This window comes from Pseudomonas sp. GW822-FHT05A08 (assembly GCF_058800485.1).
The window spans coordinates 1,991,040-2,004,834 of sequence record NZ_CM179511.1 but is presented as its reverse complement, the minus strand read 5'-3'; the positions used below and the strand labels follow the sequence as shown (position 1 = coordinate 2,004,834).

Below are 13,795 nucleotides of genomic sequence, written 5' to 3'. Positions count from 1 at the left end.
GATGAAACTCCTTTCATCCTAAAAGCCGTGATAAAAATCTTTTTGTCATTTCCAGTGCTGTATCCTGCCCAGGCTTTTTAAAAGCGCGGATCTACCCAGCGATTTAAAAAACAGACCTTGCGAGGAGCAACGAACATGCACGAGATTCCTAATCTCCCCTTCCCAAGCCTGCACGAAACTGAGCAGACAACCCCGCAACAAGCCGGCGCCCAACAGCCCGAGCCGAAAGAAGCCGCACCCGGTCACAAGGCCGACAGCGAAGACTGACCGCAACACCCAGACCGTGTGGAAAGCGCTCTTTGATGCGCTTTCCACACCGCCTGAAACCCGCTTTCGAGAACCGCCTCCATGACCGACGCCTTCAGCGAAACCCAAGCCAGCGTTTTGATCGGCACCGCCGAAAAGATGATCGAGATCTGGAACCGCCTGACGCCGGAAAAACAGGCCGCCCTGCTGGCCCGCTTCGGCACCCAGGAAAACGCCCTGGCCGCCCTGGTCACCACGCAATTGCTGGCCCCAGCCCAAGCCTGAACCCGTGGCGCGCAAAAACTTGCGCCAACCCATCGATTTCTCCACCTGAATCGTTTCAACCCTCGGTATCATAAGCAGCCTATCTATCTCTGCCGCGTCCGTGGACCTTTCCCATGCCAGATACCCAGCGCCCCTTGGCGGTCACGCTGCAAGTCGTCTCCATCGTCCTTTTCACCTTTATCGGCTACCTGAACATCGGCATCCCTCTGGCCGTGCTGCCGGGATACGTGCACAGCGAGCTGGGCTTTGGCGCGGTGATCGCCGGGCTGGTGATCAGCGTGCAATACCTGGCCACCCTGCTCAGCCGCCCCTATGCCGGGAAGATCATCGACAACCTGGGCAGCAAGCGCGCGGTGATGTACGGCCTGGCCGGCTGCGGCCTGAGCGGTGTGTTCATGCTGTTGTCGGCATGGCTGCACAGCTTGCCGGTGCTGAGCCTGGCCAGCCTGCTGGTCGGGCGCCTGGTGCTGGGCAGCGCCGAGAGCCTGGTGGGCTCGGGCTCCATCGGCTGGGGCATCGGCCGCGTCGGCGCGCAGAACACCGCCAAGGTGATTTCCTGGAATGGCATCGCCAGCTATGGCGCACTGGCCGTCGGCGCGCCGCTGGGGGTGTTGCTGGTGGATCGCCTGGGGCTGTGGAGCATGGGCGTGAGCATCATCCTCCTGGCGCTCCTGGGCCTGGCGCTGGCCTGGCCGAAACTGGCGGCGCCGATCGTCGCCGGCGAGCGCTTGCCGTTCATCCATGTCCTGGGCCGGGTGTTCCCTCACGGCTGCGGGCTGGCCCTGGGCTCGATCGGCTTTGGCACCATCGCCACCTTCATCACTCTGTATTACGCCACCCAGAACTGGTCCAACGCGGTGCTGTGCCTGAGCCTGTTCGGCGCCAGCTTTATCGGCGCGCGCCTGCTGTTCGGCAACCTGATCAACCGCCTCGGCGGCTTTCGCGTGGCAATCGCCTGCCTGTCGGTGGAAACCCTGGGCCTGTTGCTGTTGTGGCTGGCGCCGGATGCCCATTGGGCGCTGGCCGGCGCGGCGTTGAGCGGCTTCGGCTTCTCCCTGGTGTTCCCGGCGCTGGGGGTGGAAGCGGTCAACCTGGTTCCCGCCTCCAGCCGTGGCGCGGCGGTGGGTGCCTATTCGCTGTTCATCGACCTGTCACTGGGAATCACCGGACCGCTGGCCGGGGCGATCGCCGCCGGTTTCGGTTTTGCCTCGATCTTCCTGTTCGCCGCCCTCGCCGCCTGCAGCGGTTTGCTGCTGAGCCTCTACCTGTACCGCCAGGCGCCGAAGTATCGCGAGGAGCGCAGCGAGCGTTAGTAGTCGACCTTGCCGCGACCGGCCTTGATGTTGCCCCGCTTGCTCTTGGACTCCAGGCGCCGGGTCTTCGAGCCCAGGGTCGGCTTGGTCGGCCGACGCTTCTTCTCCACCTTGATGGCGCCGAGGATCAGCTCCACCAGACGCTCCAGGGCATCGGCGCGGTTCTGCTCCTGGGTCCGGTATTGCTGGGCCTTGATGACGATCACCCCGTCGCTGGTAATGCGACTGTCGCGCAGCGCCAGCAACCGCTCCTTGTAGAACGGCGGCAGCGACGAGGCCGGAATGTCGAAGCGCAGGTGCACCGCGCTGGAGACCTTGTTGACGTTCTGCCCACCCGCGCCTTGCGCGCGAATGGCGGTCAATTCGATCTCGGCATCCGGCAGATGCACGTTGTTGGAAATCACCAGCATGGAAAAGGCATCCGCTTTCAGGGCGTTCAGGATACCGCGCCTGCGGATTTGCAGCGCCCACAAAAAACCCGGCCAAAGCCGGGTTTTCCGTTACCGCGCGAGCCTCACTTCAGTGAAGCGTTGGCCGCCTGCAGGCTGTGCTGCGCGCTGCGCTTGTTCTTGATGCCGTAGCAGACCCACATGAAAGCGACCCAGACCGGAATCGCGTACACCGAGATCTGGATGCCCGGGATCATCAGCATGATGCCGAGGATGAACACTACGAACGCCAGGCAGACGTAGTTGCCGTAGGGGTACCACAGCGCCTTGAACAACGGCGATTGTTTCGTGCGGTTCATGTGCTGGCGGAACTTGAAGTGCGAGTAGCTGATCATCGCCCAGTTGATCACCAGGGTGGCGACCACCAGCGACATCAGCAGCTCCAGGGCGTGCTGCGGGATCAGGTAGTTGAGCACCACGGCGACGAAGGTCACCACCGCCGAGGCCAGGATCGACATCACCGGCACGCCGCGCTTGTCGATCTTCGCCAGGACTTTCGGCGCGTCGCCCTGCTCGGCCATGCCCAGCAGCATGCGACTGTTGCAGTAGGTGCCGCTGTTGTACACCGACAAGGCCGCGGTCAGGACCACGAAGTTGAGGATGTGCGCCGCGGTATCGCTACCCAGCATCGAGAACACCTGGACGAACGGGCTGCCGCTGTAGGCATCGCCGGAGGCATTCAGGGTCTCCAGCAGGCTGTTCCATGGGGTCAGGGACAACAGCACCACCAGGGCACCGATGTAGAAAATCAGGATGCGGTAGATCACCTGGTTGATGGCCTTGGGAATCACGGTCTTCGGCTTGTCGGCCTCGGCCGCGGTAAACCCGAGCATCTCCAGGCCGCCGAAGGAGAACATGATGATCGCCATGGCCATCACCAGGCCGCTGACGCCATTGGGGAAGAACCCGCCGTGCTCCCACAGGTTGCTCACCGAAGCCTGCGGGCCGCCGTGACCGCTGACCAGCAGGTAGCTGCCCAGGGCGATCATGCCGACGATGGCCACCACCTTGATGATCGCGAACCAGAACTCGGCTTCACCGAAGACTTTGACGTTGGCCAGGTTGATCAGGTTGATCAGCACGAAGAACGCCGCAGCCGAGGCCCAGGTCGGCACGTCCGGCCACCAGTAGTGCACGTACTTGCCGACCGCGGTCAGCTCCGACATACCCACCAGGATGTACAGAATCCAGCAGTTCCAGCCCGACAGGAAACCGGCGAAACCGCCCCAGTACTTGTGCGCGAAATGGCTGAAGGAACCGGCCACCGGCTCTTCGACGATCATCTCGCCGAGCTGGCGCATGATCATGAAAGCGATGAAGCCGCAGATGGCGTAGCCGAGGATCATCGACGGCCCGGCCGACTTGAGCACGCCGGCGGAGCCCAGGAACAATCCGGTACCGATCGCGCCGCCCAGGGCGATCAGTTGAATATGGCGATTTTTCAGGCCGCGCTTCAGCTCGCCTGAATGCGAGTTTTGTCCACTCATGAAAAGGGTCTCACGCAAGGTTTGATGATGTTCGATAGACGTTGCAGCCGACAGCAGGCTTAAGCAGCGCGGATCAAACCCCAGCGCAGGCACCAGGAGTTCAGCGTTTGTTTAACGGTCATGCGTCACCTGTTTGTTTTTATCTGTGACGAAATCGAACCCACCACGCTTGTGACGTGGCGGAGTGAACAAGGCGGATAGCCTTGAGATTATTGGCCTTGGGAGCGTGTCTCGAGCATTCGAGCCAGAGCTCGTCACGCGTCGAAACCAGTCGTTGAGGCGCAAAATGCGCGGATACGCAGTTGGGTCACAGTTAAAACGCCGCGCATTGTACACCCCTGACTCCCTGCCGCCAGACGCGGCTTATCAGCGCGTCGGGTGCCGGAATCGCACGGGGCCAGCTCGATGCTCGGCATCGGCGGCAAGGTTCGGGACAGACCCGTCGGGGTCGTCGACGAAGGTACGACAGCAATCGCCCTTCGGAGGGAATCGGTTGAGGTGAGCCACGGCGTTCATTGCGCCTCCTTCTTGTTATGCACCTGCACACAGGCATGGGCTGCATCACACCTGCCTTGAGGCCGCGGAACAAGCGGCTTGGAGCCCGGCGGCGGGCTGTATCGAGGCAACAACGGAAGGTTTTTCTTACAGCGCCGAACAAGGGTCGATTCGATGAATCGATAGCGGGTTTTTCGTAAGCATTTCTTTACAAGGCGGAACGTATTTTTTCCACTTCAGATCAGTGACATCGGCGACTGCAAATTGACGGCCAGCGCTTTTTTATCTGTCTGCTCGCTCAGCTTTTTGTTTTTTCTTGATAATTTTCCAGCACAAAAACAGAACAAAAAGTTCAATAAAAATAATTCAATTATTTTTTTGCATTTCAAAAAACCCTGGACTAGGTTTCCAGCCACTTGCCGGACCACACCCCTGGCAAGCCGAGCGGCCACGTTGAGCAGTTGGGGCTTTCAAGCACTCCCCGTAGAACGCCCGAGCCGTCTCACCGACTGCTTATCCGAAACTGCTTTTATCCGAAAAAGTCATCTAGGAGATTCACGATGCAAGCACTGGAAAAAGACTTGGACACTGAACTGCAACTGGACGATTGGTTTGAAGCAGCGACCCACGAGGCCGCGGTGGAAATGATGCAGGCCGACGCGGTAGTACCGTTCGGCACGGCGATGTGGCCTTTGTAAAAAGGGCCTTCAGGCAGGAGCGGCCCGGCGGTCGCCCCTGCCTCCATCCGCTGTCTGTCAGGGAGGATCCATGGACAACACCGCTGCCATCCGGCATTTCCTTTACTACCTCGAACACCATCCGGCCCTGGCCGAGCGCCAGAGCGCCAGGGTCCTGATCGGCCACACCGCCGAATATGCCGCCACCAGCGCCGCCATCATCGAGCAGGCCGGTGAGCCCTTCAGTTTCACAGCCCTGCACCTCGACCTCGAACCCACCTCGGCGCTGGCCCAGGCCATCGCCGACTGCGATCTGTATATCTTCTTCTACGACTCCTCCACCCTCTCGCCGCCCCGCCCGCAAGGCCCGGAGTTCATCCAGGCGCTGCAGGGCGTGATGGCCGAGAACTGGAAGAAGTCGCTGCTGTTCAAGGACTACGGCGACTACTTCTACGACACCTTCAGCGTCGAGCCGCAACGCATCGCCGAGCTCAACGCGACCCTGATCCAGCATATGTCCGAGGCCACCACCCTGAGCTTTCGCGACGACCACGGCTCGTACTTCGAAGCACCGCTGGACAGCATCAAGAAGTGGACCAACATCAACGGCGTGGGCAACTACGACCTGGCGCCCGGAGAAATCGCCAGCCACAGCGAGGCCATCAATGGCCGGGTGAAATTCGTCGGCACCTTCCTCGGCACCATCCCCTTCGCGCGCAAGTACGGCGTGCTGCAATCGCCGCTGGAACTGTGGATCGACAACTCCACCATCAGCCGCATCGCCACCGACGTGCCGGGGCTGGCGGAGGACTTCAACAAATACCTGGATGCCAACCCATCCAACCGGCGCATCGAGGAACTGGGCATCGGCACCAACGAAGGAGTGAAAGACCTCTACGCGCGCAACTCGGGTTTCGAGGAGCGCCATTGCGGCCTGCACCTGGGGCTGGGCGGTGGCGCCAAGGGCAGCCATCACCTGGACCTGATCTTTGCCAGCGGGGTGCTGGCGCTGGACGACAAGCCGGTGTTCGATGGCAGGTTCGTGTTCTGAGCCAGCGGCTACATAGAGGCAAAAAAAAACGCCAACCCTGAGGTTGGCGTTTTTTCTTGTCGCTTACAGCTTGCGGCTCAAGGCTGCCTCACTCGGGCTTGCGGCGACCGAACCCCGGGCGCTGGCCGGAACCGGCCGGGGCGCCACGGCGCTTGCCCGACGGTGCGTCCTTGTCGACCAGGACGATGCCCGGACGCTTGGACTTCGGCGCTGGCTTGGCCGGGCGCTTGGTGTCGCTCGGACGATCCGCCACTGGCGTACCACGACCCGATTCCCCCCGACCGGCAGCCGGACGCGGCGCCCGTGGAGCGCGCTCGCCATCCTGGCGTGGCGCGGGCTTGCGGCCTGGACGCTCGCCTTCGATCTGCGGCTCGCGCGACGGGCGCGGGGCACCAGCAGCAGGCGCGCCATGGGCCGGACGCAGAGTCCGCACGCGCTCGCTCTTGCCCACCGGGCGCGAGGATTTGCGCTGCATGCGTTCCAGCTTGTCCTTGCTCTTGGCGTTGAGCTGCGGCATCGCCACCGGCGTCAGGCCAACCTCGGCGCTGAGGACGTCCACTTCGTACTGGCTCATTTCGCGCCAGCGGCCCATCGGCAGGTCGGAGTTGAGAAACACCGGACCGAAACGCACGCGCTTCAGGCGGCTGACCACCAGGCCCTGGGATTCCCACAGGCGACGTACTTCACGGTTGCGGCCTTCCATCACCACGCAGTGGTACCAGTGGTTGAAACCTTCACCACCGGGCGCCTGCTGGATGTCGGTGAACTTGGCCGGGCCGTCTTCGAGCATCACGCCGGCTTTCAGGCGCTCGATCATCTCGTCGTCGACTTCGCCACGCACACGTACCGCGTACTCACGGTCCATTTCATAGGACGGGTGCATCAGGCGGTTGGCCAGCTCACCGTCGGTGGTGAACATCAGCAGGCCGGTGGTGTTGATGTCGAGGCGACCGATATTGATCCAGCGGCCTTCTCGCGGACGCGGCAGCTTGTCGAACACGGTCGGGCGGCCTTCCGGGTCGTCACGGGTGCAGATTTCGCCGTCGGGCTTGTTGTACATGATCACGCGGCGGACCGATTCGGACGCCTCTTCGCGCTTGATCACCTTGCCATCGATGGAGATGGCGTCGTGCAGGTCGACGCGCAGGCCAAGGGTGGCCTCTTTGCCATTGACCTTGATCCGGCCCTGGCTGATCCAGGACTCTACGTCACGGCGCGAGCCGACACCGATACGGGCGAGGACTTTCTGCAGCTTTTCGCCTGCTGGGCCGATTTCCTGTTGGTCTTGCTGATCTTCACTCATCTGGGCACCTCCCGGTGTGTCGATTCAGGCTTGAGCGGCCTGAACAGTAATAAAAACAGGTCTTGTGGCGAAGGGATCGCCAAAGGGTCGCGAATCATACGCTCATGGCGTCGGTTGCGCATCAGAGACTAGCCGATAAGTGGTGGCCTACCGATTTTTCCGCTGGCCGGTGGCAGCGCAGGCACCTGGGCGACCGAGGCGTCTCAATCGTCTTCGAGCAGGCGTCTTTCGTTCTCGATGGCCTCGGCCAGCGCCAGGGCTTCGGCCTCTTCGTCGCTCAGTTCCGGAGCCGGCGGTTCCAGTGCCGCCACGGCGGCCAGCAGCTTGGCGCGGGCTTCGGCGACGCCGAGCACATCGTCATCGACTTCCTGTTCGTCGTCGGCGTCCGCTTCGAGTTCGGTATCGTGCTCGACTTGTACTTCGGCTTCGGCACGAGTGTGCGCTTCGGCCCTGATCTCGGCGCCCACCTCGGCGCCGGCAATCACATCGTCCCCGGACGAATCCACCGCGCCATCGCGATGCAGATCGTCGAAGTCGGTCTTGATCCCCTCCTCCATCGAGTCCAGCTCCAGCAGCAAGGTGTGGAAACTGGTCTCTTCCTTCGGCTCTTCCGGTTCGGCGCTGGCGTCGGCCAGGGCTTGCAGGCTGGCGGGCACCGGTACGTCGTCGAAGTCGAGGACCGGCTCGGTCTCGATCTCGCGCAGCTCGGCCAGCGGCGGCAGGTCGTCGAGGTTCTTCAGGTTGAAGTGATCGAGAAATGCCTTGGTGGTGGCGAACATCGCCGGCTTGCCCGGCACGTCACGGTAGCCGACCACCCGAATCCACTCGCGCTCCAGCAAGGTCTTGACGATCTGGCTGTTGACCGCCACGCCCCGCACATCCTCGATCTCGCCACGGGTGATCGGCTGACGGTAGGCGATCAGCGCCAGGGTTTCCAGCATCGCCCGGGAGTAACGCTGGGGCCGTTCTTCCCACAGCCGGCCGACCCAGGGCGCGAACTTTTCCCGCACCTGCAGGCGATAACCGGAGGCCACTTCCTTGAGTTCGAAGGCCCGCCCCTCGCAGGACTTGCCCAGAATGGTCAGGGCCTTCTTGAAGACCGCGGGGTCCGGCCGCTCGCCTTCCTCGAAAAGTTCGAACAGGCGCTCCATGGATTGCGGTTTTCCCGAGGCCAACAGAAAGGCTTCAAGCAATGGCGCCAGCTCGCGGGGTTCATTCAGATTCATTGTTTCAGCTCGTTATTCGGCTCGTGCCCGCACATGGATAGCCGTGAAGGGCTCATTCTGTACCAGCTCGACCAGGGATTCCTTGACCAGTTCGAGGATCGCCATGAAGGTCACCACCACCCCCAGGCGTCCTTCTTCCGCGGTGAACAGCTCGACAAAGGGCACAAAACCACCGCCCTTGAGCCGCTCCAGCACCTCGCTCATGCGCTCGCGGGTGGACAGCGCCTCGCGACTGACCTGATGGCTTTCGAACATGTCGCCACGGCGCAACACCTCGGCCATGGACATCAGCACCTCTTCCAGGGCGACATCCGGCAACAACTTGCGCGCCCGGGCTTCCGGGGCGTCGAGCTTGGGCACTATGACGTCGCGGCCGACCCGGCTCAGGCCGTCGATGCCTTCGGCGGCGGCCTTGAAGCGCTCGTACTCCTGCAGGCGACGGATCAATTCGGCGCGCGGGTCTTCCTCTTCCTCTTCCACCTCGGCCGAGCGCGGCAACAGCATGCGCGACTTGATCTCGGCGAGCATGGCCGCCATCACCAGGTATTCGGCGGCCAGTTCCAGGCGCACCGACTGCATCAACTCGACATAGCCCATGTACTGGCGGGTGATTTCCGCCACCGGGATGTCGAGGATGTCGATGTTCTGTTTGCGGATCAGATACAGCAGCAGGTCGAGCGGGCCTTCGAAGGCTTCGAGAAAGACTTCCAGGGCGTCCGGCGGGATGTACAGGTCCAGCGGCATTTCCATGACCGCCTGGCCATAAACCATCGCAAAGGGCAGCTCCTGCTGCGCTCCGGCCTGGTCGTCGACGTGTTCCACTGCGGACATTCAGGCCTCGACCATGAAGGGAGCCGGGTCGCCGCAGCCGATACGGATCACTTCCGGCTCGCCATCGGCCAGGTTGATCACGGTGGAGGCCATGATGCCGCCAAAACCGCCATCGATGATCAGGTCGACCTGATGCTCGAGCAGTTGGCGCATTTCATAAGGGTCGTTCATCGGCTCGGTTTCGCCGGGCATGATCAGGCTGACGCTCATCAGCGGCTCGCCGAGTTCGGCCAGCAGCGCCAGGGCGATCGGATGGCTCGGCACCCGCAGGCCGATGGTGCGTTTCTTCGGGTGCAGCAACAGCCGCGGCACTTCGCGGGTGGCGTTGAGGATGAAGGTATAAGGCCCAGGCAGATGCGCCTTGAGCAGGCGAAAGGTGCCGGTATCGATCTTGGCGAACAGACCCAGCTGCGACAGGTCGCTGCAGATCAGCGCGAAGTTGTGTTTGTCATCCAGTTGCCGCAGGCGCCGCACGCGCTCGACCGCGCTCTTGTCGCCGATCTGGCAGCCAATGGCGTAGGACGAGTCGGTCGGGTAAATCACCACGCCCCCTGAGCGGATGATTTCGACAGCCTGTTTGATCAGGCGCGGTTGCGGGTTTTCCGGATGAATCTGGAAAAATTGACTCACATTCTCTACCTGTTCAGACGGCGGCAATAATTGGGTCATGTTTGAACCGACACCAGAGCGGCGGCAGATCCTCCGGAACAGGGCGATACTCGCCTATCTCGGACCAGCCTCCAGGGCCATGAAAATCACTGCCGGCGCTCACCAGCAGACCGAACTCCCGAGCAAGGATGGCCAGGCTGCCCACCTGCTCGGCGGGTTGATGGCCGTTGACCACCTCGATCGCGTGGCCACCTGCTTGAATATAGTCGGCAATCAGGCGGCGACGTTTGCTGCGGGTGAAATCGTAATGCCAGGGATGCGCCAGGCTGACCCAGGCCCCCGCCGCGCGCAACGTCTCGACGGTTTCCTCGAGGGTCGGCCAGTGCTGCTTGACGTCGCCCAGCTTGCCGGCCCCCAGCCATTTGCGAAAAGCTTCGGCGCGGTCCTTCACGAAACCGGCGCGCACCAGGTAATCGGCGAAGTGCGGCCGGGCCGGCGCATTGCCGCTATCGCCCAGTTCCTGCTGGATCGCCCGGGCCCCTTCGAGGGCGCCCGGCATTCCTTTGAGCGCCAGCTTGCGGCTTATTTCTTCGGACCGCAGCCAGCGACCGTCGTGCAATTTGCCGATGGCTTCGACCAATGACGGTGCATTGACGTCGAAGCCGTAGCCCAGCACATGAATGGTCGCCCCACCCCAGGTGCAGGACAATTCGACGCCATTGACCAGTTGCATGCCCAGTTCATGGGCCGCCAGGCGCGCCTCGTCGAGGCCTTCCAGGGTGTCATGATCGGTCAGGGCCAGGACTCGCACGCCTTTCTCGAACGCACGCGCAACCAGAGCCGCGGGCGCCAGGGCGCCATCGGAGGCCGTGCTGTGGCAGTGCAAATCAACATTCACGGGACTGTTCAACCTCAAGTCAGCTGGCGCTTTCGCTACCATGGATGTTTGTTATTATGCCGCCACATCCTGCTTCTGGCTGCCACTGTGAAACAATTCATCGACTTCATCCCGCTGTTCCTGTTTTTCATCGTCTACAAAATCGATCCCCGAGTCGTCGACATTGCCGGTCAACAACTGACCGTAGGCGGTATCTACAGCGCCACGGCGGTGTTGATCATCAGTTCCCTGGTGGTCTACGGCGCGCTGTTCATCTCCCAGCGCAAGCTGGAGAAAAGCCAGTGGCTGACCCTGGTCGCCTGCCTGGTGTTCGGCAGCCTGACCCTGGCCTTCCACAGCGAGACCTTCCTCAAGTGGAAAGCACCGGTGGTCAACTGGCTGTTCGCCCTGGCCTTTATCGGCAGCCATTTCATCGGCGACCGCCTGCTGATCAAGCGCATCATGGGCCACGCGCTGAGCCTGCCGGATCCGGTCTGGACCCGCCTGAACATCGCCTGGATCGCCTTCTTCCTGTTCTGCGGCGCCGCCAACCTGTTCGTCGCCTTCACCTTCCAGAGCATCTGGGTCGACTTCAAGGTCTTCGGCAGCCTGGGCATGACCGTGCTGTTCCTGGTCGGCCAGGGCATTTACCTGTCGCGCCATCTTCACGACACCGAACCCACCACGTCGAAAACCGAGGACTGACATGCTTTACGCAATCATTGCTACAGACGTCGCCAACTCCCTGGAAAACCGCCTGGCCGCGCGCCCGGCGCATCTGGAGCGGTTGCAGCAGCTCAAGGCCGAAGGTCGCGTGGTACTGGCCGGGCCACACCCTGCTGTCGACAGCAATGATCCTGGCGCCGCGGGTTTCACCGGCAGCCTGATCGTCGCCGAATTCGACTCGCTGAACGCCGCCCAGGCCTGGGCCGACGCCGACCCTTACGTCGCCGCCGGTGTCTATGCCAACGTCGTGGTCAAGCCGTTCAAGCAAGTCCTGCCGTAAATCCTCTCCCCCGCGGTGAACCTTATCGGTTCATCGCGCTCTCAATCGCTCATTATTCTCGTTTGACTGCCGACAACCTGCCCAACACTCGATTGGAATCAGGAGTTGCGATGCGCCAAGGTCTGTTGTGCCTGTTGTTGGTCATGTTAACGATCGGGGCGAGCGCCTCCGCCGAAGAAACCACGGACCCTGGGCATTCGACGCCTTTGTCCCTGAGTGCCGGCAGCCAGATCAACGAATTGCAGCAGCGCCTCAAAGACAGCGAGCGCCAGCGTGAAGAGCTGACCCGGCAATTGCAGGGTGCCGACAGCGAGCGCGAAAGCGCCCAGCTGAGCCGCCTGCGCCAGGAGAATCAGCGCCTCAAGCTGCAACTGCGCGAAGTCCAGGCCAGTTCCGTGCCGCGCCTGCTGACCGAGCAGCAACAGTGGTTCGTCACCGGCGCCGGGGTAGCGCTATTGGCCCTGCTCTGCGGTATCTTCGCCAGTGGTGGACATAGAAAGCGTCGACAATGGCTAAATTGAGTGATTCATGAGCGACCTGTTACTGATTGACGATGACCAGGAGCTCTGCGAGCTCCTGACCAGCTGGCTGGGCCAGGAGGGTTTTCAGGTACGGGCCTGCCACGATGGCCTGAGCGCCCGTCGCGCCCTGGCCGATCACGCCCCGGCGGCGGTGGTGCTGGACGTGATGCTGCCCGACGGCAGCGGCCTGGAACTGCTCAAGCAACTGCGCAGCGACCACCCGGACTTGCCGGTGCTGATGCTCTCGGCCCGCGGCGAGCCCCTGGACCGCATCCTCGGCCTGGAGCTGGGCGCCGACGACTACCTGGCCAAACCCTGCGACCCGCGTGAACTGACCGCCCGCCTGCGCGCTGTGCTGCGCCGCAGCCACCCGACCGCGGTGTCCAGCCAGATGGAGCTGGGCGACCTGTGTTTCAGCCCGGTACGCGGCGTGGTCAGCATCGACGAACAGGACATCACCCTCACCGTTTCCGAAAGCCGCCTGCTGGAAGCCTTGCTCAAGCAACCGGGCGAACCGCTGGACAAGCAGGAACTGGCGCAGATCGCCCTGGGCCGCAAGCTGACCCTGTACGACCGCAGCCTGGACATGCACGTCAGCAACCTGCGCAAGAAGATCGGCCCGCACCCCGACGGCCGCCCGCGCATCGTCGCCCTGCGCAGCCGCGGCTACTACTACAGCCTCTGACTCTGAACTGATCCCTGGTCCTGCAGCCGCTGCCGCTGCCGCTGCCGCTGCCGCTGCCGCAGGCTGCGATAGGGCGCCGCCGTCCTGCATTCGCAAGATCCCCGCGAGCGTACCGGTCGTTCGCAGCCTCGCGGGCTCGGCAGCGGCTACAGGGGTTATGTCAGTTTCGCCAAAAAACGTCTTTACCCAAGCTTTACCCTTCGCTGACCGCCGCTGACCTTGCTCTGCGTAATCTGCACACATCCGGAACTGACCGGGAATGAGACAAGGAGATACACCATGCGCAAGACCCTGATCGCTCTGATGTTCGCCGCCGCCCTGCCGACCGCGGCCATGGCCATGCCGGAAGGCGCAGGCCCCATGGGGCCGATGGATGGCCCGCGCCACAGCGAACACATGCGGGGCAAAGGCCCTTACAGCCAGCTGGACCTGAGCCACGAACAGCGCCAGCAGATCCGCAAGCTGATGGGTGAGCAGATGCACGAGCGCAAGCAGCTGGTGCAGAAGTACCTGGAAAAACTGTCGCCGGCCGACCAGAAAGCCATGAAGGACGAGATCGCCGCCAAGCGCCAGAAAACCGAAGCCGATATCCGCGCCCTGCTCAAGCCGGAACAGCAGAAAGAGTTTGACGCCATCCAGAAGAAACACGCCGAGCGCCGCGCCGAATGGGCTGAGTTCAAGGCCTGGAAAGCGCAACAGCCGCAAAAAGCGCAATAATGCTTTAGCGCTTATCC

The 13,795-nt window shown here is 62.5% G+C and carries 17 protein-coding genes; 10 read left to right on the top strand and 7 right to left on the bottom strand.

Features of this window, described 5'->3' with window-relative positions; translation table 11 throughout:
* Positions 1-135: 135 nt before the first annotated feature.
* The 3 genes from AC3RCP_RS09060 to AC3RCP_RS09050 all read left to right on the top strand — a co-directional run bounded on the left by AC3RCP_RS09060 (position 136) and on the right by AC3RCP_RS09050 (position 1,844).
* Entirely contained in the window at positions 136-267 is a 132-nt protein-coding gene (locus AC3RCP_RS09060; protein WP_007930094.1) for a hypothetical protein, read from the top strand.
* A gap of 81 nt (positions 268-348) precedes the next feature.
* Positions 349-531: a hypothetical protein gene (locus tag AC3RCP_RS09055; protein WP_053277930.1), complete on the top strand. Its 183-nt coding sequence runs from the start codon at positions 349-351 to the stop codon at positions 529-531.
* Between the two features lie 113 nt (positions 532-644).
* The gene (locus tag AC3RCP_RS09050) at positions 645-1,844 is read left to right on the top strand and encodes an MFS transporter (RefSeq protein ID WP_101337150.1); all 1,200 of its coding nucleotides are present in this window, start codon (positions 645-647) and stop codon (positions 1,842-1,844) included.
* Here the strand turns inward: AC3RCP_RS09050 and arfB are convergent.
* Both arfB and AC3RCP_RS09040 read right to left on the bottom strand, forming a co-directional pair.
* Positions 1,841-2,254, bottom strand: coding sequence for an alternative ribosome rescue aminoacyl-tRNA hydrolase ArfB (gene arfB / locus AC3RCP_RS09045; RefSeq protein ID WP_007930091.1), 414 nt, complete (start codon positions 2,252-2,254; stop codon positions 1,841-1,843). The genes AC3RCP_RS09050 and arfB overlap by 4 nt on opposite strands.
* A gap of 104 nt (positions 2,255-2,358) precedes the next feature.
* Positions 2,359-3,780, bottom strand: a complete 1,422-nt coding sequence (locus tag AC3RCP_RS09040; RefSeq protein WP_007930090.1) for an amino acid permease — start codon at positions 3,778-3,780, stop codon at positions 2,359-2,361.
* A gap of 1,055 nt (positions 3,781-4,835) precedes the next feature.
* Between AC3RCP_RS09040 and AC3RCP_RS09035 the strand changes: the two genes are divergently transcribed.
* Positions 4,836-4,973: a hypothetical protein gene (locus AC3RCP_RS09035; RefSeq protein WP_007930088.1), complete on the top strand. Its 138-nt coding sequence runs from the start codon at positions 4,836-4,838 to the stop codon at positions 4,971-4,973.
* A gap of 70 nt (positions 4,974-5,043) precedes the next feature.
* Complete coding sequence (locus AC3RCP_RS09030) at positions 5,044-6,003, top strand: CgnE/CgnB domain-containing protein (RefSeq protein ID WP_492569660.1); 960 nt, start codon at positions 5,044-5,046, stop codon at positions 6,001-6,003.
* An 88-nt stretch (positions 6,004-6,091) separates the two neighbouring features.
* On the opposite strand, the gene rluB is transcribed toward AC3RCP_RS09030, so the two are convergent.
* The 5 genes from rluB to AC3RCP_RS09005 all read right to left on the bottom strand — a co-directional run bounded on the left by rluB (position 6,092) and on the right by AC3RCP_RS09005 (position 10,870).
* A complete protein-coding gene (rluB, locus tag AC3RCP_RS09025; RefSeq protein ID WP_007930085.1) occupies positions 6,092-7,306 on the bottom strand; it encodes a 23S rRNA pseudouridine(2605) synthase RluB in 1,215 nt (404 codons plus the stop codon).
* Between the two features lie 203 nt (positions 7,307-7,509).
* Positions 7,510-8,532: an SMC-Scp complex subunit ScpB gene (gene scpB / locus AC3RCP_RS09020; RefSeq protein WP_492569658.1), complete on the bottom strand. Its 1,023-nt coding sequence runs from the start codon at positions 8,530-8,532 to the stop codon at positions 7,510-7,512.
* Positions 8,533-8,544: 12 nt separating this feature from the next.
* Positions 8,545-9,363 (bottom strand): segregation and condensation protein A, encoded by an 819-nt coding sequence (locus AC3RCP_RS09015; protein WP_007930082.1) that lies wholly within the window; start codon positions 9,361-9,363, stop codon positions 8,545-8,547.
* On the bottom strand, positions 9,364-9,993 hold the full coding sequence (locus AC3RCP_RS09010; protein ID WP_009042694.1) for an L-threonylcarbamoyladenylate synthase: 630 nt from the start codon (positions 9,991-9,993) through the stop codon (positions 9,364-9,366).
* Positions 9,994-10,006: 13 nt separating this feature from the next.
* Positions 10,007-10,870 (bottom strand): PHP domain-containing protein, encoded by an 864-nt coding sequence (locus AC3RCP_RS09005; RefSeq protein ID WP_007930079.1) that lies wholly within the window; start codon positions 10,868-10,870, stop codon positions 10,007-10,009.
* Positions 10,871-10,957: 87 nt separating this feature from the next.
* On the opposite strand from AC3RCP_RS09005, the gene AC3RCP_RS09000 reads away from it, so the two are divergent.
* The 5 genes from AC3RCP_RS09000 (at position 10,958) to AC3RCP_RS08980 (ending at position 13,778) form a co-directional block, all read left to right on the top strand.
* The gene (locus AC3RCP_RS09000; RefSeq protein WP_053260088.1) at positions 10,958-11,554 is read left to right on the top strand and encodes a septation protein A; all 597 of its coding nucleotides are present in this window, start codon (positions 10,958-10,960) and stop codon (positions 11,552-11,554) included.
* A gap of 1 nt (position 11,555) precedes the next feature.
* The gene (locus AC3RCP_RS08995) at positions 11,556-11,855 is read left to right on the top strand and encodes a YciI family protein (protein WP_087088936.1); all 300 of its coding nucleotides are present in this window, start codon (positions 11,556-11,558) and stop codon (positions 11,853-11,855) included.
* A 110-nt stretch (positions 11,856-11,965) separates the two neighbouring features.
* The gene (locus tag AC3RCP_RS08990) at positions 11,966-12,376 is read left to right on the top strand and encodes an SH3 domain-containing protein (protein ID WP_101337147.1); all 411 of its coding nucleotides are present in this window, start codon (positions 11,966-11,968) and stop codon (positions 12,374-12,376) included.
* Between the two features lie 7 nt (positions 12,377-12,383).
* A complete protein-coding gene (locus AC3RCP_RS08985; protein ID WP_007930075.1) occupies positions 12,384-13,061 on the top strand; it encodes a response regulator transcription factor in 678 nt (225 codons plus the stop codon).
* A 279-nt stretch (positions 13,062-13,340) separates the two neighbouring features.
* A complete protein-coding gene (locus tag AC3RCP_RS08980; RefSeq protein ID WP_492569655.1) occupies positions 13,341-13,778 on the top strand; it encodes an LTXXQ domain protein in 438 nt (145 codons plus the stop codon).
* Positions 13,779-13,795: the final 17 nt, after the last annotated feature.

What these genes read in the sequence shown, in the direction of transcription:
- AC3RCP_RS09060 (WP_007930094.1), top strand. Translation starts at nt 136, where the DNA reads ATGCACGAGATTCCTAATCTCCCCTTCCCAAGCCTGCACGAAACTGAG.
- AC3RCP_RS09035 (WP_007930088.1), top strand. Translation starts at nt 4,836, where the DNA reads ATGCAAGCACTGGAAAAAGACTTGGACACTGAACTGCAACTGGACGAT.
- AC3RCP_RS08985 (WP_007930075.1), top strand. Translation starts at nt 12,384, where the DNA reads ATGAGCGACCTGTTACTGATTGACGATGACCAGGAGCTCTGCGAGCTC.
- AC3RCP_RS08980 (WP_492569655.1), top strand. Translation starts at nt 13,341, where the DNA reads ATGCGCAAGACCCTGATCGCTCTGATGTTCGCCGCCGCCCTGCCGACC.
- arfB (WP_007930091.1), bottom strand. Translation starts at nt 2,254, where the DNA reads ATGCTGGTGATTTCCAACAACGTGCATCTGCCGGATGCCGAGATCGAA.
- rluB (WP_007930085.1), bottom strand. Translation starts at nt 7,306, where the DNA reads ATGAGTGAAGATCAGCAAGACCAACAGGAAATCGGCCCAGCAGGCGAA.
- AC3RCP_RS09030 (WP_492569660.1), top strand. Translation starts at nt 5,044, where the DNA reads ATGGACAACACCGCTGCCATCCGGCATTTCCTTTACTACCTCGAACAC.
- scpB (WP_492569658.1), bottom strand. Translation starts at nt 8,532, where the DNA reads ATGAATCTGAATGAACCCCGCGAGCTGGCGCCATTGCTTGAAGCCTTT.
- AC3RCP_RS08990 (WP_101337147.1), top strand. Translation starts at nt 11,966, where the DNA reads ATGCGCCAAGGTCTGTTGTGCCTGTTGTTGGTCATGTTAACGATCGGG.
- AC3RCP_RS09055 (WP_053277930.1), top strand. Translation starts at nt 349, where the DNA reads ATGACCGACGCCTTCAGCGAAACCCAAGCCAGCGTTTTGATCGGCACC.
- AC3RCP_RS09015 (WP_007930082.1), bottom strand. Translation starts at nt 9,363, where the DNA reads ATGTCCGCAGTGGAACACGTCGACGACCAGGCCGGAGCGCAGCAGGAG.
- AC3RCP_RS09040 (WP_007930090.1), bottom strand. Translation starts at nt 3,780, where the DNA reads ATGAGTGGACAAAACTCGCATTCAGGCGAGCTGAAGCGCGGCCTGAAA.
- AC3RCP_RS09050 (WP_101337150.1), top strand. Translation starts at nt 645, where the DNA reads ATGCCAGATACCCAGCGCCCCTTGGCGGTCACGCTGCAAGTCGTCTCC.
- AC3RCP_RS08995 (WP_087088936.1), top strand. Translation starts at nt 11,556, where the DNA reads ATGCTTTACGCAATCATTGCTACAGACGTCGCCAACTCCCTGGAAAAC.